This window comes from Wenzhouxiangella sp. XN79A, assembly GCF_012272825.1.
Taxonomy (GTDB): Bacteria; Pseudomonadota; Gammaproteobacteria; order Xanthomonadales; family Wenzhouxiangellaceae.
Map to the genome: position 1 here is coordinate 1 of NZ_JAAWWS010000136.1, position 26,684 is coordinate 26,684.

The following is a 26,684-nucleotide window of genomic DNA, read 5'->3' on the forward strand; positions in this document are numbered from 1 at the left end:
TTGTAAAAAAGCCCTTTTGGGTACTTTTGTGGCGATTGACAAAAGTACCTCGCCAGAAAGCGGGCGAAGCCCGCGTGGCGAAACGCTTGTAGCCCCGGGAAGCAACAACCGAAAGGCGCGCAAATCACCGAACGCAAGATATCCGCCCACCGAAGGGCCGTTCACCGAACCAAGCCGCAACCAACCATCCGGCTTCGCCAAGCGTTCAGAAACCTCTGTACCCGGCAAGCCCTTCCCACTCCACGGCACTGCGCGATTCTTCGCGCCACGACCGTCACCGGAGGGCAAACTCCGACAGGTCGCGCGCTTGAAAAAACCCCCTTCGGGTACGTTTGTGGCCATCGACAGAAGCGCGTCGCCGGAAAGCGGGCAAAACCCGCGTGGCGAAACGCTTGCAGCCCCGGGAAGCAACAACCGAAAGGCGAGCGGAACACCAGCAGCAAGACACCCGCCCACCGAGGGGCTTTCCGCCGATCGAAGCCAGGAACAACCATCCCCCGATACACACAGCAATCCGACCACCCCCACAGCCACAACAAGAAAGCCCGACACGAAGTCGGGCTTTCCGTGGTCGGCCGGTCGAACCGGGACCTATTGCACTTCGAGTGTGAACTGCTCCGACACCCAGCCTTCCTGGCCATCCGATGTGCGGACGTTGATCCAGCCGCTGTTGCGGCCCAACACGTCGACGATGTCTCCGGAGGCCAGCGAGAACACCACCGGGTTCGTGGTGCCGGGGCCCTGGCGGACGTTCAGCGAGGTGGCGGTGATGACGACCCGCTCTCCGGTGGTTGTTGCTGCGGCTTTGCCGCCGCCGGTTGAAAATGCATTGCCGGTTGCGTCGTAGCGCATCATCGATTCCGGCGTCACCGAGATCACGTAGTCGACCGCGGCGCCGATGACCTGGCGCAGGGCCTTTTCGCGTGGCGTGTTCTTCCATGACGACAACGAGCCACCGAGCGCGTAGCTGCCGGTGTATCCGGCCAGTGCGCCACCGAGGTTGAAGTCGCGGGCTTCGCCTTCGACGCTGGTCGCGGCCAGAACGCGGCTGGTCGTCGCATCGATCACACGCAGGTCGATGGCCATGTGGGCCGAGCGGGACCCGCCGGCCAGTGCGCCGAGGACGCGGCCGACATCGCCGCCTCCGATCCGACCCTGGGTGCCGCCGGAATCGGCCGCGAATTCGGTCACGGCGGCCACGATCAGTAGCTCGGCGCCCTCGATCTCGCCGATCGCCGCGGCGGTATCGGAGCGGATCCGACCGGACGCGCCGAGATCCTGCTCATCGAGCACCGAGTCCAATGCGTCGCGTTCCAGCACGATGAATCGGCCCGAGTTGACCAGCGCGGTGGTCAGCATGTCGGCCATGCCGTCGCCGATCGACGGGCTGTACCAGTTCTGTGAATCGGCGGTCTTGTTCTCGAACCGGGCCACGGCGATGCGGGCTCTCGGTCCGTTGTACGGCTCGGCCTGGACATCGGCCATGCTGCGTCCGGAGCTGTCGCGGACGTTGGTCGTGGTCCCGGTGGTCGGGCAGCCGGTCAGCAGCAGGGCGGCCAGCGCGCCTGCCGCCGCGGTTCGGATGAAGGTCTTCATGGTCGTTGTGTTCTCTGTTGGTTTCGCGGAATGCCTCTACTGGACGTCGAGCGTGTCTCCGGCCTGGACCCAACCGGTGCGACCCTGGTCGTCGCGGACCTGGATCCAGTCGCCGGCCCGGATCGCCGCCTCGACCACGGCGCCGGAGCTCAGCGAGAACGCCACCGCGCTCGACGCGTTCGGGCCCTGGTGTGCATCGGCGGACGTGGCCGTGATCACGACGCGGTCGCCGCCGCTGGAGGCAGCCGGAGCAGCACCGCCGCCCGAGTGGGAGCGGCCGCTGGCGTCGTAGCGCAGCATCTGCGGCGGGGTGACCGAAATCACGTAATCGACGGCCGCCTCGATGACCTGGCGCAGCGCCTTCTCGCGGGGCGTGTTCTTCCAGCCCGACAGCGACCCGCCGAGGGCATAGCTGCCGGTGTAGCCGCCCAGCGCGCCGCCGAGGTTGAAGTCCTTGGCCTCGCCCTCGACGCTGGTTGCGGCCAGCACCCGGCTGGTGGTCGCATCGACCACGCGCAGATCGATGGCCATATGGGCCGAGCGCGAACCGCCGGCGATCGCACCGAAAGCGCGGCCGAGCCGGTTGCCGCCGAGGCTGCCGGAGGTGCCCCCGGAGTTGCCGTCGAATTCGGTGACCGCGGCGACGATGAGCAGTTCGGCCCCTTCGATTTCGCCGATCGCGGCAGCGGTGTCGGAACGGATGCGGCCCGAAGCGCCGAGATCCTGCTCGGTCAGTACGGTGTCCAGGCTTTCGCGCTCCAGCACGATGTAGCGGCCGGAATTGACCAGTGCGGTGGTCAGCATGTCGGCCATGCCGTCGCCGATCGACGGGCTGTACCAGTCCTGGGAGTCGGCGGTCTTGTTGTCGAACCGGGCCACCGCGATGCGCGCCTTCGGGCCGTTGTAGGCGTCGGCCTGGGCCTCGGCAATGCTGCGGTTGGAGCCATCCCGAACGCGCACGGTGGTCCCGGCCTGCGCAAAGGCTTCGCCGAGCATGGCGGTGAGGGCCAGGCCGATGATCAGGCTGGAAATCCAGTGTTTCATGTGAGCTCCCGAAAGGTTCGAATGTAGGAATGCGATTGGTTATAGCCGCTCATCGCGACCTCATGCAACCTGTATACGCAAACCCGCGTGGAAAACAGCCATGCTCGGGCGTCGACGGTGGCGCCGGCGGGGCGGACCCGTTCAGCCGATCGCCGCGCGGATCGGTCGACCGATCGCGTGGTGTTCGAACCCCATCGCGGCCAGCTCGGACGGATCGTAGATGTTGCGTCCGTCGAAGATGACCGGATGGATCAGGCCGGCCTTGATGCGCTCGAAATCCGGGCTCCAGAACGCCTTCCACTCGGTGACCACGACCAGGCCGTCGGCGCCGTCGATCGCGTCGTAGGGGTCGTCGACCAGCACCAGGTCGTCGCGTTCGCCGTAGGCGGCCCGGATCGCTTCCATCGCCTTCGGGTCGTGGGCGCGGACGCTGGCCCCGGCGTCCCACAGCGCTTCGATCAGCACCCGTGCCGGGGCCTCGCGGATGTCGTCGGTCTCCGGCTTGAAGGCCAGGCCCCAGATCGCGAAGCTGCGGCCCGACAGCGCCTGGCCCGGACTCGATTCGCGGTCAGTGCCGAAGCGATTCACGATCTTTTCGTGCAGGCGGTGTTTCTGGTCTCGATTCACCGCTTCGACGGCCTCCAGAATGCGGGCCGGGCGGCCGTGGTCGCTGGCGGTGCGGGCCAGTGCGCGGATGTCCTTCGGGAAGCAGGAGCCGCCGAAGCCGACGCCGGGGTAGATGAAGTGATAGCCGATCCGGGGGTCGGAGCCGATGCCGTTGCGGACCCGCTCGATATCGGCGCCGACCTCTTCGGCCAGGTTGGCCAGCTCGTTCATGAACGAGATCTTGGTCGCCAGCATCGCGTTGGCCGCGTACTTGGTCAGCTCGGCCGAGGCGATGTCCATCGAAATGATCTTCTCGTGGTTGCGGTTGAACGGCGCGTAGAGGTGACGCAGCTGCTGCTCGGACCGCTCGTCGGCCACGCCGATGATGATCCGGTCGGGGGCCATGAAATCCTTGACCGCCGCACCTTCCTTGAGGAATTCGGGATTCGAGGCCACCCGCGGTTCCAGGCCGTCGCCGGTGGTCTCGCGGATGGCCTCGCGCACCCTGGCCGCGGTGCCGACCGGGACCGTCGACTTGGTCACCACCAGCTGCTCTTCGGTCAGGACGCGACCGATCTGGCGGGCCACGGCCAGCACGGCGCGGAGATCGGCCGAGCCGTCTTCGTCGGACGGGGTGCCCACGGCGATGAACACGACCTCGCCGTGGCGGGTCGCCGCGTCGGCGTCGGTGGTGAAGGCCAGCCGGCCGGCGGCGTGATTGCGCTTGACCAGGGCTTCGAGGCCGGGTTCGTAGATCGGGATCTCGCCGCGTTCGAGGCGCTCGACCTTGTCGGCGTCGATGTCCATGCAGACCACGTGGTTGCCGACTTCCGCCAGGCAGGCCCCGGTGACGAGGCCGACGTATCCGGTGCCGAAGATGCTGACGCGCATGGGATCTCCTGGAACGACGAAGGGTGACGACGACCGCGGAAGCTCGATGCCGCGGGTTGCGGGCTCACGAAGCCGCCGGACCCGCGGAGCGGGCCCGGCGGCGCTCGATCAATCGGCGCGCTGAAGATCCTCGATCATGGCCTTGAGGAACCTTGCCGCTTCGCCGCCGGTGCAGACCCGGTGGTCGAAGGTCAGCGACAGCGGAATCATGCGGTGCGCTTCCATGCCGCCGAGCACCGGGACCACTTCGTGGCGCAACACGCCGGCAGCGACGATGGCGACGCACGGCGGGTTGATGATCGGTGTCGCGTAGCGTCCGGCGAACACGCCGAAGTTCGACAGCATGATCGTGTAGTCCTTCAGGTCCTCCGGAGGAATCGAACGGTTCTTTGCATTGTCGCGCAAGCGGTTGATTTCGCTACGAAGCCCCTGGTGATCCGAGGCGTGGACGTCGCGCAGTCGGGCCACGAACAGGCCGTCCGGGGTGTCGACGGCCATACCGACGTGCATGCCCTTGTGGACCATCCGCACGTTCTGTTCGTCGTCGTACCAGGCGTTCAACCCCGGCTCGGCCCGGGCGCCGGCCCACAGCGAGCGCAGCAGCCGGACGGTGATGTCCTCGCCCGGACGCCAGGCGTGGATGTCGGCGTCGTCCATGATCGTGGTCGGCACGACCCGCTTGTGCGATTCGCTCATTACCCGGGCCATGGTCCGGCGGGTGCCGCGGACCGGCTCCCAGTCGCCGCTGGGTGCGGCCGGCGGTGAGGCCGGTGCCGGGGCCGGTGCCGGGGCCGGCGAGGGCGCCGGAGCGGAAGCCGGGGCGGGCGCAGCCGCCGCGGTCTCCCGGGTCGGGCCGCCTTCGGCGACCTTGCGCACGTCGTTCGACGTGACCACGCCGTCCGGGCCGGTCGGTTCGACGTCGGCGAGATTCACCTTCAGCTTGCGCGCCAGCGCGCGGACCGCGGGCGTGACCTTGACGCCGCCGACGGTGGAATGGCTCTGGCGGACGACTTCATCGGAGGTCGTCACGTTGCCGACCACGGTGCCGGAGTCGGCCCGTTCCTCGCCGTCGGCCTGGCCGGCGTCGTCGGGCGCCGGTTCGGTGGCGGGGACATCTTCGGTGGCGGGGACGTCTTCGGTGGCCGGAACTTCGCCGCCGCCCTCGCCGGTGTCGAAATCGACCAGCGGGGCGCCGGTCTTGATCACGTCGCCGGCCTGGCCGTAGAACTTCGCGACCTTGCCGGTGTAGGGGGAGGGCACTTCGACCACCGCCTTGGCGGTTTCCATGGAGACAATGGGGTCGTCGACCTTGACCTCGTCACCCTCGGCGACGAGCCATTCGACGATCTCGGCGTCCGGCAGGCCTTCGCCGAGGTCGGGCAGATTGAACGTCTTCATGCGTACTCCAGCGTTTCCTTGGCCGCGTGCACGATCCGCTCCGTGCTCGGCATGTAGTTCATTTCACTTCGATACAGCGGCATGACGGTGTCGTAGCCGGTCACGCGCTTGACCGGCGCGACCAGGTGCAGGATGCCGGCATCGGCCAACCCGGCGGCGATCTCTGCACCGACACCGCAGTGCTTCGGTGCCTCGTGGACGATCACGCAGCGGCCGGTCTTCTCGACCGACTCGAGGATCGTCTCCATGTCGATCGGCGCGACCGTGGCCACGTCGATGACCTCGGCGCTGACGCCCTGCTGCTCGAGCTCGAGCGCCGCTTCCATGGTCTCCTTGACCATCGCACCCCAGGTGACCAGCGTGACGTCGGTGCCGTCGCGCAGCACGAAGCAGACGTCCAGCGGCAACTCCTCGCCGTTGTCCTCGACCTCCTCGCGCTGCCAGCGGTAGATGCGCTTGGGCTCGAGGAACACGACCGGGTCCGGGTCGCGGATCGCGGCGAGCAGCAGGCCGTAGGCGCGGCTCGGCGACGACGGGATCACGGTCCGCACGCCCGGGAAATGCGCCCAGGTGGCCTCGTTGCTGTCGGAATGGTGCTCCGGGGCGTGGATGCCGCCGCCCCACGGGGCGCGGAACACGGCCGGGCAGCTCATCCGACCGCGGGTGCGGTGACGCAGGCGCGCGGCGTGGTTGACGATGTGGTCGACCATCGGGTACATGAAGCCCTCGAACTGGGCCTCGACGACCGGCTTCATGCCCTGTGCGGCCATGCCGACGGCCATCCCGGCGATCATGACTTCGGCCAGCGGCGTATCGATCACGCGCTCATCGCCGAACCGGGCGTTCAGACCGGCGGTCGCGCGGAACACGCCGCCGTTGACCCCGACGTCCTCGCCCATGACGACAACGGTGGGGTCCTGCTCCATTTCGTGGGCCAGCGCAAGGGTGACCGCTTCGACCAGAGTGATCTCGGCCATCAGTGGTGCCCTCCCTTGTGCGGGAAGCGCCGCGCGATCTCGCGCTGCTCTTCGAGGTGGTGGGGAAGATTCTTGAACATGTAGGCGAACATCGCGTCGATCGGCTGCGGGTCGTTGGTCACCCGGTCGAGGTATTCGTCCACCGCGCCCTGGACGCGTTCTGCGCACTCGCCGAGCAGCTCCTCTTCCTTGACCTGGTCCCAGGCGCCCTGGTCCACCAGGTAACTGCGCAGGCGCAGCAGCGGTTCGTGCTTCCAGGCCGTGTCGACTTCGTCCTGCTCGCGATAGCGGCGGGCGTCGTCTGCGGTGGTGTGGTCGGACAGGCGGTAGGTCATCATTTCGATGACCGAAGCGCCGCGGCCTTCGCGGGCGGCGGCAATGGCCTTGTCCATGGCCCAGCGCGCGGCGATCAGGTCGTTGCCGTCGACCTGGACCGACGGCAGGCCGCCGGCGATGCCCTTCTGGGCCAGCGTCCTGGCGTTGTTCTGCTTGTCGCGCGGCACCGAAATGGCCCACTGATTGTTGACGATGACCAGGACCAGCGGCAGCTTGTAGGCACTGGCGGCGTTGATCGCTTCGAGGAAATCGCCCTTCGATGAGCCGCCGTCGCCGACCACGGAGACCGCGACGCGCGGTTGGCCGTGCAGCTTGTAGGCCATCGCCGCGCCGGCGGCGTGCAGGCACTGGGTCGCGATCGGCACGCACCAGGGGAAGTCGTGTTTCGGCCCGGCGAAGTCGTTGCCGCGCTCGTCGCCGCCCCAGTACATCAGGACATCCGACATCTTCACCCCGCGGTAGAACTGGGCCGCGTACTCACGGTACATCGGCGCGAAGCAGTCTTCCTCGCGCATCGCCGAGCCGATCGCCACGTGGGCGGCTTCGTGGCCGAGGCAGGAGGCGTAGGTGCCGAGCTTGCCGGTGCGCTGCAGCGCCACGGCCTTCTTGTCGAAGACCCGGGTCAGGGTCATGAGCTTGTACAGGCTGACCAGCTGCTTGACGTCGCGCGCCAGCGCCGGCACCTGGACACCGTCGACCAGCCGTCCCTCGGGATCGAGGAAGCGGAAATAGTCGACCTTGAACGAGGCGATGGTTGCCGCCATGAGAAACCTCATTGTCTACGGGATGGGTTCGTTCGTCGGCCGGGGCCCGGGCGTCTTGCCGCGCCTTCATCGTGGAGCCCTGCCGAGGCAAGCCCGGCATTATACCCGCGGTCGAAAGGGGGCGTTACACTGCCGGCCGGACCGAGAATCGACGAGGGAGCCGATGGCTCACGACGACCCGCGACCCAACCGGCGCGAGCTGGAAGAGGGCATCCACACCGACCTGGCCGACCGCCTGGACTACCAGGGTTACCTGGCGCTGGACCGTGTGCTCGACGCCCAGGTTCCGCTCAGCGATCCGCCGCACCACGACGAGCTGCTGTTCATCATCCAGCACCAGACCGCCGAGCTGTGGTTCAAGCTGATCATCCACGAGCTGAAGGCCGCGATCCGCCACCTCGAGGCCGATGATCCGTCGCCGTGCCTCAAGATCCTGGCGCGGGTGAAGATGATCCAGCAGCAGCTGTTCGACCAGTGGGCCGTGCTCGAGACGCTGACGCCCAGCGAGTATGTCCAGTTCCGAAGCGTGCTGGGGACCTCGTCCGGGTTCCAGTCGTTCCAGTACCGGACCGTGGAATTCCTGCTCGGCAACAAGAACGCCGACCTGGTCCGGGTCTTCGACCATCAACCGGCGGTGCGCGACGAACTCGAGGCGGTGCTCGCCGCGCCGTCGCTGTACGACGCGTTCATCCGCTACCTGGCCCGCCAGGGGCTCGACGTGCCGGCCGACCGGGTCGAGCGCGACTTCGCCGAGCCGCACGAGTTCAGCGATGAGCTGGTCGAGGTGCTGGTCGGTATCTACCGCGATACCGCCCGGTGGTGGACCGAGTACGCCCTGTGCGAGCGCCTGATCGACGTCGAGGAGTCGTTCCAGCTCTGGCGCTACCGGCACCTCAAGACCGTCGAGCGGGTCATCGGCCACAAGACCGGCACCGGCGGGTCCAGCGGCGTCGGGTTTCTCGAGCGCGCGCTGAAACTCCGCTTCTTCCCCGAGCTGATCGAAGTCCGCACCCGGCTGTAGCCCGGCGCAGCGTCCCCGGCGAGTTGGGTGGGCCGATGCGGCTGTGCAATAATCGACGGGCGTCGGGCGCTTTTCGTCCGGCCTTCAATCAGAACAACGGGGTAGATCCATGAACAAGATTCAGACGCTGCTCAACCGGATGCTGATTCCGGCAGCGGCGCTGGCCGCCAGCATGTCGGCCAGCGCCCAGACCGTGGACGTGCCCGGACTCGGCGACGACGTCACCGTCTATACCGATGCCGACGGCATTCCGACCATCGTCGGCGAGACCGAAGCCGACGTGACCTTCGTCCAGGGCTATCTGCACGCCCGGGATCGCTTCTTCCAGATGGACTTCCTGCGCCGGGTCGCCTCGGGCACGCTGGCCGAGCTGCTCGGTCAGGGCGCGTTGCCCAACGACATCCAGCTGCGCACGCTGGGTCTGCGCCGCGCCGCGCTGGCCAGCTGGGCCGGCCTGACCGCCGAGGAAAAGGGTTGGGTCAAGGCCTACGCCGACGGTGTCAACACCTGGCTGGCCAACAACCCGCTGCCGCCGGAATACGGCCCGCTCGAGCTGACCGCGGCCGGTGACTGGTCGCCGCTGGATTCGCTGGCCATCGGCAAGCTGCTGGCGTTCCAGCTGTCGTTCGATTCCAGCGACGCCGACCTGACCGTGCAGCTGCTGACCTACCAGGGCGTCGGCGATTTCGCCGGCTTCGACGGCACCACGCTGTTCTTCCAGGACATCGCCCGGATCGCGCCGGAAGACGATCGGGTCTCGATTCCGACCTGGTTCGCCGATGCCGGGATCATCCCGGTGCCGGGCGGAGCGGGCATGGGCGATGCGAAGAACGTCGAGCCGATGATCTACCGCCTCCCGGCCGGTGCCGAGCAGCTGGCCGATTCGCTGAAGGCCCACGTCGATGCCCTGCAGCAGCTTCCGGTGCTCGGCAAGTCGATCGCGCGCGCCGAGGAGCCGGCCGGCTCGAACTGGTTCGTGGTCTCCGGCGACCTCACCGCCAGCGGCTATCCGATCCTGGCCAACGATCCGCACCTCGGGCTCGACATGCCGTCGACCTTCACCAAGGAAAACCTGGTCATCCGCGGTGAAGACGTGGCCGTCAGCGGCGTGGCCTTCGCCGGCACCCCGCTGGTCATCCAGGGCTGCAATACCCACATCTGCTGGGGCTCGACGGTCAATTCCAGCGACGTGACCGACTACTACCAGGAGGAATTCCTGGTCAACAACTTCGGCCTGCCGACCCACACGATCTACAACGGCGAGCCGGAGCCGGTCCAGTACGTCTTCCAGTCCTACTTCGTCAACGCCGTCGGCGACGGTGAGCCGGACAACCTGGCCCGGGCCAACGTCGGTTACGACGCCGGCGGCATCACCTTCCTGGTACCGCGCCGCAACAACGGTCCGATCGTCTCGCAGCCCAGCCCCACCACCGGCGTTTCGGTGCAGTACTCCGGCTGGGGGCCGACCTACGAGCTGGCCACCTTCCGCGACTGGGCGCGGGCCAAGAATCTCGAAGAATTCGAGGCGGGCCTGAAGAACTTCACCATCGGCGGCCAGAACTTCGCCTACGCCGATGTGGAAGGCAACATCGCCTACTACACCACCGGCACGGTACCGCTGCGCGCCGACCTGCAGAACAACACCGTCGATGGCGGCGTTCCGCCGTTCCTGATCCGCGACGGCAGTGGCGCGCTGAACCACGAGTGGCTTCCGGTCGACGGTGAGCCGGTCACCCGCGGGATCGACTTCGCCGCGCTGCCGTTCGATGAAATGCCGCAGATCGTGAACCCCGAATCCGGCTACATTGCCAACGCCAACAACGATCCGGTCGGCACCACGCTGGACAACAACCCCCTGAACCAGCTGCGTCCGGGCGCCAACGGCATCTATTACCTGGGCTTCGAATACCCGGGTCTGCGCCAGGGCCGGATCGACCGCGTGCTGCAGGACCTGATCGCATCGGGCAACCCGATCACCGTCGACGACATCAAGGCGCTGCAGGCCAACAACCAGATGCTCGACGCCGAGATCGTCGTGCCCTACATCCTCGAGGCCTTCGACAACGCCACCGACGAGGGCGCCTGGCCCGGCCTGGCCCAGTTCGCGCTCAGCCCGGCCATCCAGGAAGCGGTCGGCCGTCTCGCGGCCTGGGACTTCTCGACCCCGACGGGCATCCCGCAGGGCTTCGATCCGGGCGATGACCCGATGAACATGCAGGCGCCGGACCAGGCCGAGATCGATCACAGCATCGCAGCGACCATCTACTCGGTGTTCCGTGGTCAGGCCATTGCCAACACCATCGACGGCACGCTGAGCGCGATCGGTCTGCAGGACGTACTGCCGAGCAGCCGGATCGCCAACCGCGCGTTCATGAACCTGCTGCAGAGCTTCGAGACCAACATGGGCATCGGCGCGTCGGGCATTCCGTTCTTCAACGTGCCGGAGGCGCCGGACATGACCACCGCGCGTGACGTGGTGCTGCTGGCCAGCCTCAACGATGCGCTGGAGCTTCTGGCCAGCGACGAATTCGCGCCGGCCTTCGGCAATTCCACCGACCAGGACGATTACCGCTGGGGCCTGCTGCATCGGATCGTGTTCACCCACCCGCTGGGCGTCGATCCGTTCAACGTCCCGAACGGCGGTGGACTCAGCCAGGTCGGTCCGGGCCTGCCGGGCGTGGCCCGCGGCGGCGGTTTCGACGTGGTCGACGCCTCCGGTCACAGCGCCCGCGCCGACGGCCTGAACGAGTTCATGTTCGGCGCCGGTGCAGCGCGCCGGGTCGTCGCCGAGATGACGCCGTCCGGTCCGGTGGCCGACGAGATCATCCCGGGCGGCCGCAGCGGCATCCTGCTCAGCCCGTTCTACACCAACCAGCTGATGCGCTGGCTGGTCCACGACTATCTGCCGCTGGACATCGGCGAAACCGCCGCCGCCGGCAGCGCCGCCCAGGTCGAGACCTTCACCTCGCCCTGATTCCGGCTCGAAGTCCCGCTTCGCGAACGTGCCCGCCCCCGGCGGGCACGTTCGTTTCAGGGCAAGGGCCTGCGCTGAAACGTTCTTCGTCCACGGATGGACTCGGATGGAAGCACCGCGGGCGCTCGGCTCGGGCAATCCGGATCGTGCAAGGATCGTCGCTGGCCATCGAGTCCGCCAGGTGTCCTCCGAACCGAACCCGGGCAACGTTTCATGGATTTCAATCGCGTTGATCCGTCCCGATCCTGTGGACCATGGGGCCTGGCCTCCACGCCCCGGTTGACCCCTTGCAGGGCGCGTGAAAGAATCCGGACAAGCTTCGCTGTCCGGATCCTGCCCCCGTGAGTTCACCGACCCGCCATCCGATCGCCAAGGTCGATACCGCCTGGCTGCGTATGGAACAGCCGACCAATCTGATGATGATCACCGGCGTGATCGTCTTCCGCGATTCGGTGGACTACGACCAGCTCAAGGACACCATCCGCTCGCGGTTCCTGGCCTTTCCCCGGTTCCGCCACAAGGCGGTGCAGACCTCGCGCGGAGCATTCTGGGAAGAGGACGAAGACTTCGAGCTGAGCTCGCACGTCCGCAGGATCGCGTTGCCCGGAAACGCCGGCCGGGAAGAGCTGGAGGAGTTCGTCTCGGAGCTGGCTTCCACGCCGCTGGACCAGTACCGGCCGCTGTGGCAGTTCCACTACGTCGAGAACTACGCCGAAGGGCCGGCGCTGATCACGCGCATCCACCACTGCTACGCCGACGGCATCGCGCTGGTCCAGGTGATGCTCTCGTTGACCGACGCCGATCGTGTCCGCTCGCTGAAGCTGATCGAGCCCGACCAGTGGAAACGTCACCGCGCGCGCGAGTCGAACGTGTTCAAGCGCTTGATCGAGCCTGCCCGAGAAGGCATCGACGCGGTGCAGCACCTCGGGCAGAAACTGGTCGAGGAGGCCTCGTCGCTGATCCGCGATCCGTCGCAGGCCACCGACTACGCCGAAGCCGGGTCGGAGATCCTGTCGGAGCTGGCGACGCTGCTGCTGCTCCACGACGATCCACCGTCGCGGTTCAAGGGCAAGCTCGGCATCCGCAAGAAGGTGGCCTGGACCTCGCCGCTGCCGCTGGCCGAAGTCAAGGCGGTCAGCCACGCGTTGGGCTGCACCGTCAACGACGTGCTGATCGGCATCATGACCGGCGCGCTGCACCGCTACCTGGTCGACTACGGCGAGGACCCCTCGGAACTCGAAATCCGCGCGACGATCCCGGTGAACCTGCGGCCGCTGGAGCATGCCAAGGACCTCGGCAACCACTTCGGCACCGTCTTCCTCGACCTGCCGATCTGGGAGGCGAACCCGCTGTCGCGCATCTTCCGGGTGGCCGAGAACATGCATCACCTGAAGAAATCCAAACAGGCGACCGTGTCACTGGGCCTGCTGGCCACGGTCGGCATGGCGCCGTTGAAGATCCAGAAGGCCGCCCTCGAGCTGTTCGCGCGCAAGGCCACCACGGTGCTGACCAACGTGCCCGGGCCGAGCGAGTCGCTGTATCTGGCCGGTTCGGAGATCGGGCAGATGATGTTCTGGGTGCCGCAGAGCGAGTCCATCGGCATGGGCATCAGTATTCTGAGCTACAACGATCAGGTGTTCTGCGGCGTCATCACCGACAACCGGCTTGTGCCCGATCCCGAGCGCATCGTCGAGCGCTTCGGCCACGAATTCGAGAACCTGCTCGCGCTGGTCATGATGCTCGGCCCCGGCGCCGACCGCAGCCCGCAGGACGTCGAGAACCAGGTCCAGGCCTGGCTGGACGAGATCGGGGACTGAAGGCCAGGGGGCGAGGAGCGGGTGCCGTAGCGACCTCGGCGTTCAAGTGTGCCGACCCCTTGCCCGCCCCGCGTCCCTCTCAACCCATCGAATCGTTCGCGAAGCGGACATCCAGCGCCTGCATGGCGTCGATCGGCGTCTTCTCGGCGGCCCTGGCGTAGGCCTCGTTCGATTCATCCAGCTTCTTGTCGCCGTAGAGCAGGTACAGGCCGTTGCCGTACTCGATCCATGCGATCGGCGAATCGGCCAGGCGGATGGCTTCCTCGAAGTGCTCGATGGCCCGTTCGGCGCTGGCGCCGTAGGTCATCGAACCGACCAGCTTGCCGACCTTGGCGATGATCTCGGCGTGGTAGAGCCCCTTCGCGGTGTGGGCCTCGGCATGCTCGGGAGCCAGTTCCAGGGCGCGGTCGAGCGATTTCTGGATCCGCCCGCCCAGGCCCTGGCTCAACGCCCTGGCCACCGAGATGCACTGGCTGTAGCGGCCCAGGTGATAGGCGTGGAAATAGTGCGCGTTCGGCTCGTCGGGAAAGGCCGCGATGGCGTGCTCGGCGCGTTCGATTCCGGCCTGGTAGATCGCCTGCTTGATCGCCTCGTCCTCTTCCAGGTAGTCGGCGTAGATGCCCGATGCCTTGCTGGCCAGCGCGTGGCCGGCGTTGCCGGCCGCCTCGCCGGCGTCGACGGCCGCGGCGAAGTCGCCGGCGTGAAACGCGCGCCATCCGTCGGCGAGCGCCTTGTCCTCGGGCCAGGGCTCGAGGTCACCGGCATGCAGGGCCGTCCAGGCCTTCTTCAGCGCGGCGCCGGGGTAGGCGAACCCGGTGGTGTCCAGATCGATCTCGGCCCATTTTCGCGTGTCCATCGAGGCTGCTCCTGTCTTGCGGATTCGGTCGCTACGTTTCGTATTCTGCCCGTTCGCGTCGCGCCCGGCCAGTCGTCGAGTGGGCCGCGTGGTCGATCACGGCCTTCTGTCCGGGCGAATGCCGATTTCGTGCAGGCCGAGCCCTGCAGGCGCCGGGTGCCGGTTCGACCGCGACCGTCACCATCATCGCCGTGGGCGTGCGCCCGCCGGGTCGGAAGCCGGGACCCTGCCCGGGGCGATCGTGGCAACACGCCTCGAGGCAGGTGTCATGACCCGCGGCGTGCCGCGCATCCGGTCGTCCAGTGCGGTCTTCTAGTGTGACTGCTCTAGAAATCGGGTCTACCGTCTTGGTCAAAGCAGCAAGGCTGCAACTGATTCCACATCATTTTCGAGGTGTTCGACATGGCGAAGAAAGCCGCAAAGAAGAAGGTCGCGAAGAAGAAGGTCGTCCGCAAGACGGCCGCTCGCAAGCCGAGTTCGTCCTTCAACAAGGTCCAGGACAACGCGCACGAAATCTGGTTGGCCGGTCTGGGTGCGTTCTCGCTGGCCCAGGAAGAAGGCGTCAACCTGGTCCGCAAGGGCGGCAAGCTCGTCAACGAGCGCACCGGCCAGGTCATCAGCGAAAGCTCGAAGCTGTTCGAGCGTCTGGTGTCCGAAGGCCGCAAGCTCGAAGGCAAGGGCCGCAAGATGGCGGGCGATGCCGTCGGCGGTGTCCGCTCGGATGTCGAAGGCCGCGTCGGCAAGGCGCGTGAACAGGCCCGGACCAACTGGGACAAGCTGGAGAAGGTCTTCGAAGAGCGCGTTGCACGCGCCCTGGCCAAGCTCGGCGTCCCGACCTCCGACGAAATTCAGGAACTGAGCGACCGCGTGCAGGAGCTGAACGTTCGCGTTCGCGAACTGGCCAAGGCGCAGGGCGCTGAAAAGGCCGCGGCGGCCAAGCCGCCGACCAAGAAGAAGGCCGCGACCAAGGAGGCCTGAGCCTTGCTTCGTTCCTGACCATCGAGTCTACCCCGAAGCAGCCGGAGTTCTCTCCGATCCTGCTTGTTTACCCGGGCTTCGGCCCGGGTTTTTTTATGCCCGGTCCGGCCGGGTCTGCGGCCGCTCAGCCCGAACGATAGGCCTGTCCCAGGCGTTCGAAGGCGTCCCTTGCATCGCCGGCCAGGTAGGGGCTGACCAGGCTCATGACCTGCCAGGCGGCGCGATCTGGACGGGGTTCCCGGTCCGGCTCGAGCACCAGGTCGAACGCCACCCAGTAACTCGAGACCAGGATCATGGTCCGGACCAGTGTCCTCCGGGCCTCGTCGTCGATGACCATCTCTTCATTGCGGACCAGTGCGCCGAACATCAGGTCAGCGGTCTGCATCGACAGTCGCAGGATGCCGCGCATGCGGCGGTGCAGGCCGGTGTATCGATGGCACAGGTCGGTCAGGTCGCGGTACACGAAGCGGAACTCGCCGATGGTCTCGAACACCAGGTGCAGGAACAGCCACGCGTCGTCGACCTCGATCCGGTCGGGCGCCCCGTCGCCGAGCAGCTCCAGCATGCGGTGCTCGAAGCGCTCGAACAGCGCCTCGACCAGCAGCTGCTTGGTCCGGAAGTGGTAGTGCAGGTTGCCCGGGCTGATGTCCAGCGTGTCGGCGATCGCATTCGTCGTGGTCGAGGCTTCGCCGTCGTGGTTGAACAGCTCCAGCGCGGTTTCGAGAATCCGCTCCCGGGTGTTGCGGCGCGTCACGATGGCCGGAGTCAGCCGGTCAGCGAGTCGACCAGCGCGATGTACTGTTTCTTGGCGTCGTCCGGATCGGTGCCCTGGAGCTTCTCCCAGGCTTCGTACTTGGCGACGCCGACGAAATCGAAGAATCCGGGCTTGTCTCCGCTGACGTCCCCGTCCGAGCCCTGTTTGTAGAGGGCGTACAGTTTCAGGAGGGTGTCGTTGTCGGGGCGCTCGTCGAGCGCCTGTACACGCTCCGCCGCGGCTTCGAATTCGGCCTTCAGATCAGTCACGTGGTATTCCTCGCAGGCATTCGCTCAGTTGGTTTCTTCTAGCATGCGCGTGGTCGTGGGTCAACGTTCCCTGGCCGAATGCTGGCCAGACGGGCGGCTCACCGGCTATCCTACGGCCAGCGAAGCTCGGAACGAGTCCCGGGTCGAGCCCGTTGCGGTCGGCGCTCGCGACTGCTGGCTCCGAAGGGCGCACTGCGTGCGACGGATCGGCTACGGTGCGTGTCTCGAACAGCGCGCTGCCGGTCGGACCGGCGAATCGGGATCCGAGCTGCAGCGTGCACCCGGTCTCTCGCGTTCGGACGAACACGTCCGCGTGGGTCGCCGGCGCGTCGCGGGAGCGCCCGGGGAATTCGTCGAGTCCGCGTAGACTTGTCCAGAGCGTCCCGAGAGGGAAACCGACCGTACAGGAGAACTTGCATGGCCTATTTCGTCACCGGGGGCACCGGCTTCATCGGGCGCAACCTGATCGACCAGCTGCTGAAACGACGCGGCACGGTCCACGTCCTGGTCCGTCGCGGATCGAAAAAGAAATTCAACGCGCTGGTGGCCGAGCGTTGGAGCGACGACAGGAAACGCGTCGTCGCCGTCAGCGGCGATCTGACCAGGCCCTTCCTCGGCGTGTCGAAGGGCGATCGCGAGAAGCTCGGGGGCAAGATCAAGCACGTCTTCCATCTCGCCGCGGTCTACGACCTGTCGGCCAGCAGCGAGGACCAGGAGGCGGTCAATATCGACGGCACCCGCAACGCGATGCAGTTCGCCGAGGCGGTCGGGGCAAAGTGCTTCCACCACACCTCCTCGATCGCCGCGGCCGGCCTGTACCAGGGCCTGTTCCGCGAGGACATGTTCGAAGAGGCCGGCAATCTCGATCATCCGTATTTCCGGACCAAGCACGACTCCGAAGGCCTGGTCCGGCGCGAGTGCCCGATTCCGTGGCGGATCTATCGGCCGGGGATGGTGGTCGGTCATTCCGAGACCGGGGAAATCGACAAGATCGACGGGCCGTACTATTTCTTCAAGTTGATCCAGAAACTGCGCAAGATGCTGCCGCCCTGGGTTCCGACGCTCGGGCTGGAGGGTGGCCGGGTCAACCTGGTCCCGGTCGACTTCGTGGCCAGGGCAATGGATCACATCGCGCACAAGCCGAAGCTCGACAACACCTGCTTCCACCTGACCGACCCGAACCCGAAGCGGATCGGCGAGGTGATGAACCTGTTCGCCGAGGCGGCCCACGCACCGCTGATGTCGATGCGCGTCGATGCCCGGCTGTTCAGCTTCATTCCGCAGCCGATCAAACAGGGCGTCGGCATGCTGCCGCCGGTGCGCAGGATCATCAACCAGGTGCTCGGCGACCTCGGCATTCCGCGGGACGTATTGAACTTCTTCAACTATCCGACCAGCTTCGATACCCGCGAGACCGATCGCGCGCTGAAGGGCTCGGGCATCGAGGTGCCGCGGCTGGAGGACTACGCCTGGGTGCTGTGGGACTACTGGGAGCGCCACCTCGATCCGGACCTGTTCATCGATCGCTCGCTGAGCGGCCACGTCCGTGGTCGGGTGGTGCTGGTCACCGGCGCCTCGTCGGGCATCGGCAAGGCCACGGCGCTGATGATGGGCGAGGCCGGCGCGCACGTGATCCTGGTCGCGCGCAAGGAGAGCGAACTGCTGGAGGTCAAGACGCTGATCGAGAAGAACGGCGGCAAGGCCTCGGCCTACACCTGCGACCTGGCCGACGTCGAGGCCGCCGAGAAACTGTGCACCCGGGTCGTCAAGGACCACGGTGCCGTGGACGTGCTGGTCAACAATGCCGGGCGTTCGATCCGCCGCTCGATCAACCTGTCCTACGACCGGTTCCATGACTTCGAGCGCTGCATGTCGCTGAACTATTTCGGCGCGCTGAAGATGATCCTCGGCCTGTTGCCGGCGATGGAACAGCGCCGCAGCGGCCACATCATCAACATCTCCTCGATCGGGGTGCTGACCAACGCGCCGCGGTTCTCGGCCTATGTCGCCTCGAAAGCCGCGCTGGATGCGTTCTCGCGCTGCGCGGCTTCGGAGTTCAACGATACCGGCGTGGCGTTCACCACGATCAACATGCCGCTGGTGCGCACACCGATGATCGCGCCGACCAAGATCTACGACTCGGTGCCGACGATCACGCCGGAGGACGCCGCCGACATGGTCAAGCAGGCGGTCATCTATCGCCCGCAGCGCATCGCGACCCGGCTCGGCATCTTCGGCCAGGTCCTGCACGGCGTGGCGCCGAAGATTTCCGAGATCGTGATGAACTCGGCCTACCGGATGTTCCCGGATTCGGCAGCCGCGCGCGGCGAGCGCCCCGGCAAGGACGAGCGCAGCGTGACCCAGGAACAGATGGCCTTCGCGCACCTGATGCGCGGCATTCACTGGTAGCCGGACGGCTCAACCGTCCTCGTCGGATCCGCGCCGGGCGCCGAGCTGGCGGCCGGACAGCGGCGAGATCGGTAGGCGACGTTCGTCGGTCGGCAGGCGGCTGCGTTCGCCGCGCTGCTGCAGCCGCTCGGTCCGCTCGGGGACCTGCGGGCGCAGCGGTCCGGTCGGACGGGTCGGGTCGATGTAGACCGGCACCGGGACCATCATCGGCGGAACGCGTCGGCTGCGAGCGCGTTCGGCCTGGCGCTGTCGCTGCTCGGCGTCGCGCCGCGCTTCGCGTTCGGCGCGCTGCATTTCCAGGAAGGCGGCGTTGGAGCGGGCGATCGAGGCCAGTCCGTCGGCCGATGCGATCACGCTCAGGTGCCCCTCGATCCGGATCGGCTCGGCGCGCTCGTCGCAGGGCAGGTCACTGAACACCAGGCTGCCGTCGTCGGCCTGACAGCGATAGATGCTGCCGGTGTCGGCGCCGGCCGGTTCGATCAGTCCGAGCAGCGCCAGGGCGATCCCGGCGATCGCGGCGAGCACGGCGGCCCCGGAGGGGCCCCGGACCGCACGCCGTACCCCGGTCGCCCGCTGGCCGTTCATCGTCCGGTGGCCCGGTCGCTTTCGGCCTGTTCCCGCGGGCTGTCCAGGCGCAGGCCGTCGATGATTCGATCGACCACGGCCGCGGTTTCCGGCGTGTAGCGGGTCGAGGGCGTGGCTTCGTCGTCGATCCAGGCTGCCAGTCCACGCTCCACGATGGTGCGCTGCCAGGCCTCGGGGCCGGTCGGCGGCAGGACCCAGCCGCGCTCGATCCAGCGGGCGCAGAGGTAGGTCAGGCCCTGCTGCGGGCGGACGCTGCCGCGCTTGTTGTAGCTGGGACGGAAGGCCCGTTCGGCGACCCGGCCAGCCCAGCTGCGGGTCAGCCCGGACGGCGATTTCAGCGGCCAGAAGTACAACGGCTTGTGCGCTCCCAGCGCGTCCTGAAGGAGTCCGGCACCGCTGCCGGCGACCAGCAAGGCACCGGCGCGTTCCAGCGCCAGGCCGTAGGGGCAGTCGTCGGCATCGGCCGATCCGGCGTAGACATCGGCCCGGCCGTCGAGCAGGCGCGACAGCGTGCTGCCGGCCCGACCGCTGCCGTCCGGGGCCACCACCAGCAACCGGGAATCACGGCGATCGGCCCAGTCCAGTGCGCGCTCGGCCAGGTCGTCGAGTTCCGGACCGGGCCAGCTGCCCTCCGGGTGTTCGCCGACCAGCAGCGCGACGCGACGTGAGGCGTTGAGCCAGTCCTGCCAGGCGTCGGCCTTGCCGGCCGGGCGGAACGTGTCCGGGTGGCCGAAGCCGACCAGCATCTCGATCCGATTCGGGTGCGGCGGCAAGTGGTGATGACGCATGCTGACCACCACGCCGCCGTGCTCCGGCACGCGACCTGCGCGTTGGCCGACCAGGACCAGCCTCGGCGGGTCGTCGCAGCGTTCGGCCAGGGCGCGAGCCGTCCGGCAGGACGGTCCGCCGGAGGCGATGACCACGGCGGCGCGCTCGAACTCGCGGCGCAGGGCACCGCGGCCGAACCGTCGCGCCAGCAGGGTGCCGAAGACGCCGGGTGCGGCGGCGCGCTGCAGATCGCGGCCCGTCGCCCGGGCCAGCGCGTCGCCCAGGGCCTCGGCCTTGCGGACCGGGCGGGCCCGCCTGGAGGACAGCAGCAGGACCGGACCGTCGCCGGCCGGTCCGCCGCGGATGATCCGGCGGCGCGGACCGACGCGACGTTCGAGCCGCCAGCGGGTGTCGGGGTTCAGCCGGCCGGCCAGTTCGAACTGCTCGATCCAGAAGTGGGCGGGCCGGCGAGTGCGGTCCCGCCGGATCAGGATCGGTTCGCGGACCACGACATCGATCTCGCGCGCGCTGCGGAACAGGCGGTCGAGCACCCACGGCAGGTCACCGTCGGGCACGCGCTCGAGCAGCCCCTCGATGCGTCGATGGTCGACCCGGTCGATCCGCGTCTCGTCCGGACCGAGCAGGGCGGCCAGCTCCGGACCGTCTGCGCGCGCGGTCAGCCTCAGCGAAACGTCCGGCCAGCCGCTGGACGGTCGCTTGCTCGAGACCGGCAGGAAGCGCGCCTGGTCGGCCTCGCGTTCCAGTGCGAACCAGAGATCGCCGGTCGGATTGCTGTCGTAGACGAACCAGTCCGGAAACGGCCGCCAGGGCTGGGTATGGAGGGTGGTGAAGTGCACGCAGGCCGATTCGCCGGGCTCGTATTCCTTGTCGCGGGCGTTGTAGCCGCCCGGCATCTCGCCCCACAGGCCGGCGGCGCGGGCGCGTGCCTCGATCCGCTTGCGGGTGCTGCGGAGCACCGATTCGCGGTTCCAGGCCCCGCTCATGCGCTTGCAGTCGATCAGCATCACCGAGGTGTCGTGATCGTTGATCGACAGGAAACCGGCGCCGTGCATGTCGCGATCGAACAGCTCGGCCGGATCGGTCAGCCAGACCTGGTCGACGTCGTTGTAGATGGCCCGGCCGGCATAGTCGCAGAAGTACGGAATCGCGAACCGGTAGTTCGTGAAGCCGGTGATCCAGAAGCCGCTGATGTAGCCCTTCAGGCCCTTCAGCAGGTAGATCTCGTAGATGCGGCCCGGGTCGCGGTGCTTTTCGACCGACCACAGGAAGGCCCGTTCGGCGCGGAACTGCTTGCGCTCCGAGCCGAGAAAGATCCGCACCGGCGGCTTGTCGCTGGGGCGGTGGCCGGGCCGGACGCCGAGAATGATCTTCTCCGGGCGGCTGCGCCGGGCCGGCGTCATGTAGGGGTCGATGAACGGGGTCAGGCCGCGCAGGATGCGTTGCGCAATCAGCGGCATGGGGGATCTCCTTGAGGTGCGTCTTCCGGCCTCCCGCCGGACGCGGCGGCATCGGCGGACGGGCCGTCGTCGAAATGATAGCGCTTCCAGCGTCGCTGGTGCCACGACCACAGCGCCGGCCGGGCTCGCACCCGGCGCTCCATGTGGTCGATCACGGCGTCGAGCATGGCATCCAGGTCGGGTCCGGTGTCGAGCGGCTCGCCGACCTCGAACACCCAGCGCGGCCAGCGCTCGACGGCATCGATCGGCACGATCGGTGCGCCGGTGCGTTCGGCCAGTTTGAGCACGCCGGTCGGCGTGCGCTGGCACTTGCCGAGAAAGCGTCGCGGTCGGCCCTCCTGCTTGCTGGCCTGGTCCATCAGCACGTAGATCAGTCCGCCGCCGTTGAGCGCGCGCAGCATCTGGCGGAAGCTCCGGGTCGGGTTGTCACGGTCGAGCGGAATCGGTTCCGCGCCGGTCGCCGCGATGCAGGCGTGCAGCACGCCGGGCGCGAGCCGGCGCGGCTCGCGGAACACGATGTGGGCCGGTCGGCCCTGGGCTGCCAGTCGGCCGGCCAGCAGGATGCCGTTGCCCATGTGCATGCCGAGCAGGATCGCCCCCCGCCCCTGCTCGGCGAGGCGGTCGAGCACCTCGGTGTTGCGGAGGTCGACGGTATCGACCAGTGCGGCCGGGTCGGCCCCCGGCCGGCCGAGCGTGAGCGCCTCGAAGATCGCTCCGTCGTTGGTCCGCGCACCGCCGAGCAGGATCCGGCTGGCTTGCCGGCGGTCGACGTCGAGCGCACGAGCGACATCGGCACGCAGCCGCGACCAGGCCGGCCAGGCGAGCAGCCAGTGAGCGGTGCCGACCGCTTGCCCGGTACGCCGGACGCGAGCCACGCCGCCGCGCGCTGCCCAGCCGGCCAGCGCCAGCGACAGCCGCTGGCCGATCCCGCGGCGCAGGCGCCGCAGCGTCGGGCCGGACGAGCTCACGAGGCGCTCCCGGTGGCGTTCGGCTCGGGTGTCGACAGCGTGATGGTGCCGTCGCGGACGACCAGCAGGCGATCGGCTCGCTCCATCAATGGGTGGTGGTGGGTGACGGCCAGCAGGGTCAGCCGCGACTTGAGCTGATCGATGGTGTCGAGCACGGCGCGCTCGGCCTCGGCGTCCAGGTTGCTGGTGGCCTCGTCGAGGATCAGCAGCTTCGGTCGGTGCACCAGCGCCCGGGCGATCGCCAGCCGCTGCCGCTGGCCACCGGACAGCTGGCCGCCGCGCTCGCCGATCCGGCTGTCGAGCCCGGCCGGCAGCTGCTCGACGAAGCTCAGCGCGTCGGCCTCGGCCAGGGCGCGCTCGACGTCGTCGCGGTCGAGCCCCTCGGCGCCGAGGGTGATGTTGTTGGCAATGGTGTCGTTGACCAGCAGCGCTTCCTGCGGCACGTAGCCGATCTGTCGTCGCCAGGCGAAGCGGTCGATCTCGGCCAGGTCGACACCGTCGATGCAGACCCGCCCGGCGTCGGGCTGGATCAGGCCGGCGACCAGGTCGATGAAGGTCGTCTTGCCCGAGCCCGAGGGGCCGGTCAGCACGGTCAGCCCGCCGGCCGGAAGGATCAGGGACTGGGCCTCGAACACGGTCTTGCCCGGGTGGCCGAAGCCGACCCGGTCGAATTCGATCGAGCGCTCCAGGGCCGGCGCACTGCGGCCGCCGTGGGCCTCACGCTCGAGCCGGGCGTCCTCGATCGCCTCGTTCAGCGACCAGAACGCGCTTTCGGCAATCGCAAGGTGCTGCCAGGCCCGCTGGGCCTTGGACAACAGTGCGGTGATCCGGGCCAGCAGGAAGATCAGGATCATTACCGCCGACAGCGGCATGTCGAGCCGGACCAGCATGACGAACAGGCCGATCGCCGCGAGAATCACCAGCAGGGCCTCCTGCAGCGCTTTCATCGCCTCCTTGGAGATCACCTGCTTGCGCAGCGCGCTGTTGAGTTCTTCGGTCTGGTCCGACAGCAGCGTATCGAACTGATCCTCGCGGGCCATGGCCTTCAGCGGCTTGATCGCCGCAAGCTGGTCGGTCATGACCGAAAGCATGGTCTTGAGCAGCCCGGTCTGTTTGCGCCCGGCCCGGCCGGCGGTGCGGACCAGCAGGTTCAGGCCGCCGAGCACGATCGCCGAGAGCAGCAGCGCGCCGAGCGTGACCTGCCAGGAAATCAGCAGTGCGACCACCGCGTAGACCGCGGCGGTGATGATCTGGGTGGCCATGATCGCTGCGTGCAGGTAGCCTTCCGAGGCCCGCTGGGCCTCGGTCGCCATGGCGTTGGCGAGGCTGCCGACGGATTTCGACAGGTAGTAGCGCCAGCGGCTGGCGACCACGGCGCGGACCAGGTCGAGCCGCAGGTCGGTGGCGACCTGGGCGACCGCGTAGCCGACCTGGCGGTTGGCCAGCAGCACGACCGCGGCCTTGAGCAGGATCAGTCCGATGCCGAAGGCCAGCAGGTTCGGCAGCGTGGCCTCGATCCCGGCCCAGGCGAACAGGTCGCCGATCAGGCGTTCCGGCGTCGACTGCTCGGTCGAGGCGTCGAGCACCGCGCCGGAGTCATCGAACGACTGGCTCGACAGCGAGATCATCGACAGCAGCGTCGACAGCCCGACCCCGTCGAGCAGGCTGGCAACGAGCAGGGCGACGAGCACGCTGACGCTGCGCCCGGGATAGCGACGGAACAGGGCGACCAGCATGCGTCCGCTGCCGCCGGGTGTCGGATTGGACGGGTCGACCGTCATCGAAAGGCTCCGCGTTTCCAGAGACGGACCAGCAGCACCAGGCCCGACAGTCGCGGCCAGCGCCGCATCCGCTCGGTCGGTTCGACCTGGATGCCGCTGTGCCGCTCGATCTTCCAGACAAGGTAATCGATTCCGTTGGTGAAGGTACCGGCGGCCTTCAGCAGTCGCAGTACGTTCAGCGTCTTGCCCCAGCCTCGCCGAAGCGTCCAGCGCAGGCGGCCGAGCGCTTGCTGGCGTCGGTGGGTCGCGATCCGGTAGTCGTCTCCGCCGGCCGCTGCGATGCCCGGCCGGGCGGGCAGCACGATCGCGCTGATCGTTTGCCAGAACGCCGGGTCGCGGTCGACCAGGACCGCGGCCGAGCCGGGCGGTTCGGGTCGCAGTTCGCAGCCGTAGGTCGCCTGGACCGCGCGGATCCAGAACGAGCGTGCCGATAGCGTGCCGTCGCCGAGCGTCCGGGCCTGGTCGGCGAAGGTCCGAGCTGCCGCTGCGCGGCATGCCGCGATCGTCGAGGCGGCCGCGTCATCGGCCCGGTGGACCAGCCGACAGGGCTGGGTGAAGCGCGCCCAGAAATAGGCATCCAGGCCGCCGCCGGTGCGGCGGAGCAGGGTGGCCTCGCTGACGACGATGAACTTGCAGCGCACGCGCCGCTCGGCCGGCCCGGCCTCGAGGTAGTAGACGTTGGGCGGCAGCAGGGCGTTGAACAGCGACGTCAGCTGGCCGATCGGGCCGCGGCCGTGTGCCGCGCGATAGCTTCCGACCACGGCCATCAGGTCGACCAGGCCCTCGCCGACCTCGGCGTTGCGCCGGCACGAGCCGTACAGGACCACGGCACGCAGTGCGTCGCCGAAGCGCACACGCAGTGCGTCGATCAAGGGCTCCAGCCCTGGCGGCGGCGGCTCGGCCAGGTCTTCGGCCATGCGTCGGACCAGCGCGTCGTCGCTGTTCACGGGCGCAGGAAGGTGAAGGTCGGGCCGGGCTCGATGCGCAGCGGCACGGCCGGATCGAGGTCGAATTCCTGGCCGTCGAGCGTGACCCCGGCCAGGCCGGACACGACCACCGCGTCGGTGTGGCCGGACAGGTAGCCGGTGCCCGGATGCATGGCCTCGGTGAATCGACCGCGCAGAACCGCCGGTACACGGCGCCGCCAGCGCTCGGCATCGGCGGCGGTCGCGGTCAGGCGCAGCGCGCCGTCGCCGCGCCGGGCATATGGCCGGGCATGCTGATCGTCGAGCCCCAGCGTGGTCATCAGCAGAAAGCGCATCGGCGCGTCGAGCCGGCCGAGGTCGCCGGCATCGACAGCGATGCGGCGGGCCTCGAACGGCGGCCGATCGGTCAGCAGGGCCGGCAGCAGCCGGGTCACGCCCAGCGTCGAGGCCAGCCGGCCGCGCCGCCAGCCGGGGCGGTCGATCCACTCGGCATGAATGGTCCGGATCGCCTGGTCGAGCATCGCGCCGGCCAGGAAGAAGCCGTGCTGCACGCCGATCGACGGATGGCTCAGGGCCAGCGTGTGCCGGTCGAGCCGGGCCGGGGCAGCCCCGCCGTCGAGCAGGCGGTCCAGCGTGGCCAGGAAATGGGCCCGGGTGCCGAGGTCGGCGGCCACGTAGTTGGTGCGCCCGGCGCTGAGCACCAGCAGTTCCGGCGGTTCGCGGCCTCCGAGGTGACGGGCCAGGTAGCTGACCGCGCCCTGCAGCGTGCCGTCGCCGCCGGCCAGCACCAGCCGGTCGACGCCGTTGGCCAGCGCAGCGACCAGCGCGGCCTCGATCGCGGCCAGGTCGGTGACCCGGTAAGCGGTTCCGCCGGCCGCACGGATTCGCGCCTCGGTGCGCTCGGCGCGATCGCGCAGGCTCATCCGGAAGCTCAGCGGGTTGATCAGCGCGGCCAGTCGCGTCGTATCGCTGGCGCGGCGCGCGGCATCGGCCGGGTCGGAATCCGGGGTGGCGGTCATCGTCGAGGGCTCAAGAGGCAGCGCACCGCGCCGCGATCGCGGCGATGGCGGGATGGATCGAAACATCGGTCATGGATGCATTCTAGCCCGCATTATTCATGAATGAGCTCGCGCCCTTGCTTGGTCCTTGTCCGCACGGCGAATCTTCCTCGCTCGGAAATACAGCAGGGTATTCCGCTCGGTCGAAAAATCCCCTGAGCGAACGATTCCCGGCGCAATCATCGCGGCGATTCATGAATGATGCGAGCCAGTGTACCGCGCCTCTCGTCCCGCAACGTTCAGCGAGCCGGACCGTGCCTGGCGGCCAGGCACCGGTCCGGCGATGCATCGTTGCGGCATTGCACTCCTCGGATGAGGCCGTGTCATTCACTGCGGATCGGGCCTGGCCCGGTCGATCCGGTCTCGCCATGGACGTTACGGAACGAGCGACGGGGCAGGCTCGCCCGGACCATTAATGAACCGAGGTCGC

Annotated in this window: 20 protein-coding genes; 5 read left to right on the forward strand and 15 right to left on the reverse strand. The window is 68.1% G+C overall.

Annotated features, from left to right (window positions below):
* Window positions 1–591 precede the first annotated feature (591 nt).
* The 6 genes from HFP89_RS04225 to pdhA form a co-directional block, all read right to left on the reverse strand.
* Entirely contained in the window at window positions 592–1,596 is a 1,005-nt protein-coding gene (locus HFP89_RS04225; protein ID WP_168716396.1) for a CsgG/HfaB family protein, read from the reverse strand.
* Between the two features lie 36 nt (window positions 1,597–1,632).
* The gene (locus tag HFP89_RS04230) at window positions 1,633–2,640 is read right to left on the reverse strand and encodes a CsgG/HfaB family protein (protein WP_168716397.1); all 1,008 of its coding nucleotides are present in this window, start codon (window positions 2,638–2,640) and stop codon (window positions 1,633–1,635) included.
* A gap of 141 nt (window positions 2,641–2,781) precedes the next feature.
* Window positions 2,782–4,137 (reverse strand): UDP-glucose/GDP-mannose dehydrogenase family protein, encoded by a 1,356-nt coding sequence (locus tag HFP89_RS04235; protein ID WP_168716398.1) that lies wholly within the window; start codon window positions 4,135–4,137, stop codon window positions 2,782–2,784.
* A 108-nt stretch (window positions 4,138–4,245) separates the two neighbouring features.
* Window positions 4,246–5,535: a dihydrolipoamide acetyltransferase family protein gene (locus HFP89_RS04240; protein WP_168716399.1), complete on the reverse strand. Its 1,290-nt coding sequence runs from the start codon at window positions 5,533–5,535 to the stop codon at window positions 4,246–4,248.
* Window positions 5,532–6,512, reverse strand: a complete 981-nt coding sequence (locus tag HFP89_RS04245; RefSeq protein WP_168716400.1) for an alpha-ketoacid dehydrogenase subunit beta — start codon at window positions 6,510–6,512, stop codon at window positions 5,532–5,534. Before HFP89_RS04245 ends, HFP89_RS04240 begins: the two co-directional genes overlap by 4 nt.
* Window positions 6,512–7,612, reverse strand: a complete 1,101-nt coding sequence (gene pdhA, locus HFP89_RS04250; RefSeq protein WP_168716401.1) for a pyruvate dehydrogenase (acetyl-transferring) E1 component subunit alpha — start codon at window positions 7,610–7,612, stop codon at window positions 6,512–6,514. The genes HFP89_RS04245 and pdhA overlap by 1 nt, the downstream gene beginning before the upstream one ends.
* Before the next feature lie 163 nt (window positions 7,613–7,775).
* On the opposite strand from pdhA, the gene HFP89_RS04255 reads away from it, so the two are divergent.
* The 3 genes from HFP89_RS04255 to HFP89_RS04265 all read left to right on the forward strand — a co-directional run bounded on the left by HFP89_RS04255 (window position 7,776) and on the right by HFP89_RS04265 (window position 13,424).
* Complete coding sequence (locus tag HFP89_RS04255) at window positions 7,776–8,633, forward strand: tryptophan 2,3-dioxygenase family protein (protein WP_168716402.1); 858 nt, start codon at window positions 7,776–7,778, stop codon at window positions 8,631–8,633.
* Window positions 8,634–8,742: 109 nt separating this feature from the next.
* The gene (locus HFP89_RS04260) at window positions 8,743–11,607 is read left to right on the forward strand and encodes a penicillin acylase family protein (RefSeq protein WP_168716403.1); all 2,865 of its coding nucleotides are present in this window, start codon (window positions 8,743–8,745) and stop codon (window positions 11,605–11,607) included.
* Window positions 11,608–11,948: 341 nt separating this feature from the next.
* Window positions 11,949–13,424, forward strand: coding sequence for a wax ester/triacylglycerol synthase family O-acyltransferase (locus tag HFP89_RS04265; protein WP_206212222.1), 1,476 nt, complete (start codon window positions 11,949–11,951; stop codon window positions 13,422–13,424).
* A gap of 79 nt (window positions 13,425–13,503) precedes the next feature.
* Here HFP89_RS04265 and HFP89_RS04270 read toward each other — a convergent pair whose 3' ends face one another.
* Window positions 13,504–14,280 carry a hypothetical protein gene (locus tag HFP89_RS04270; protein ID WP_168716404.1) on the reverse strand — a complete coding sequence of 259 codons (777 nt, stop codon included), beginning with the start codon at window positions 14,278–14,280 and terminating at the stop codon, window positions 13,504–13,506.
* Between the two features lie 402 nt (window positions 14,281–14,682).
* Between HFP89_RS04270 and HFP89_RS04275 the strand changes: the two genes are divergently transcribed.
* Complete coding sequence (locus HFP89_RS04275) at window positions 14,683–15,258, forward strand: phasin family protein (protein WP_168716405.1); 576 nt, start codon at window positions 14,683–14,685, stop codon at window positions 15,256–15,258.
* Window positions 15,259–15,382: 124 nt separating this feature from the next.
* Here the strand turns inward: HFP89_RS04275 and HFP89_RS04280 are convergent, their stop codons facing one another.
* On the reverse strand, window positions 15,383–16,012 hold the full coding sequence (locus HFP89_RS04280) for a TetR/AcrR family transcriptional regulator (RefSeq protein ID WP_168716406.1): 630 nt from the start codon (window positions 16,010–16,012) through the stop codon (window positions 15,383–15,385).
* 11 nt (window positions 16,013–16,023) lie between these two features.
* Entirely contained in the window at window positions 16,024–16,281 is a 258-nt protein-coding gene (locus HFP89_RS04285) for an acyl-CoA-binding protein (RefSeq protein ID WP_168716407.1), read from the reverse strand.
* Between the two features lie 417 nt (window positions 16,282–16,698).
* Between HFP89_RS04285 and HFP89_RS04290 the strand changes: the two genes are divergently transcribed.
* Entirely contained in the window at window positions 16,699–18,690 is a 1,992-nt protein-coding gene (locus HFP89_RS04290) for an SDR family oxidoreductase (protein WP_168716408.1), read from the forward strand.
* A gap of 9 nt (window positions 18,691–18,699) precedes the next feature.
* On the opposite strand, the gene HFP89_RS04295 is transcribed toward HFP89_RS04290, so the two are convergent.
* The 6 genes from HFP89_RS04295 to HFP89_RS04320 are packed head-to-tail and all read right to left on the reverse strand — an operon-like array spanning window position 18,700 to window position 26,215.
* Window positions 18,700–19,215 carry a hypothetical protein gene (locus tag HFP89_RS04295; protein ID WP_168716409.1) on the reverse strand — a complete coding sequence of 172 codons (516 nt, stop codon included), beginning with the start codon at window positions 19,213–19,215 and terminating at the stop codon, window positions 18,700–18,702.
* Between the two features lie 56 nt (window positions 19,216–19,271).
* Window positions 19,272–21,521: a hypothetical protein gene (locus tag HFP89_RS04300; protein WP_168716410.1), complete on the reverse strand. Its 2,250-nt coding sequence runs from the start codon at window positions 21,519–21,521 to the stop codon at window positions 19,272–19,274.
* A complete protein-coding gene (locus HFP89_RS04305; RefSeq protein ID WP_168716411.1) occupies window positions 21,512–22,489 on the reverse strand; it encodes a lysophospholipid acyltransferase family protein in 978 nt (325 codons plus the stop codon). Before HFP89_RS04305 ends, HFP89_RS04300 begins: the two co-directional genes overlap by 10 nt.
* Window positions 22,486–24,270, reverse strand: coding sequence for an ABC transporter ATP-binding protein (locus HFP89_RS04310; RefSeq protein ID WP_168716412.1), 1,785 nt, complete (start codon window positions 24,268–24,270; stop codon window positions 22,486–22,488). The genes HFP89_RS04305 and HFP89_RS04310 overlap by 4 nt, the downstream gene beginning before the upstream one ends.
* Entirely contained in the window at window positions 24,267–25,217 is a 951-nt protein-coding gene (locus HFP89_RS04315; RefSeq protein WP_168716413.1) for a hypothetical protein, read from the reverse strand. Before HFP89_RS04315 ends, HFP89_RS04310 begins: the two co-directional genes overlap by 4 nt.
* Window positions 25,214–26,215, reverse strand: coding sequence for a diacylglycerol kinase family protein (locus HFP89_RS04320; RefSeq protein ID WP_168716414.1), 1,002 nt, complete (start codon window positions 26,213–26,215; stop codon window positions 25,214–25,216). The genes HFP89_RS04315 and HFP89_RS04320 overlap by 4 nt, the downstream gene beginning before the upstream one ends.
* Between the last annotated feature and the right edge of the window lie 469 nt (window positions 26,216–26,684).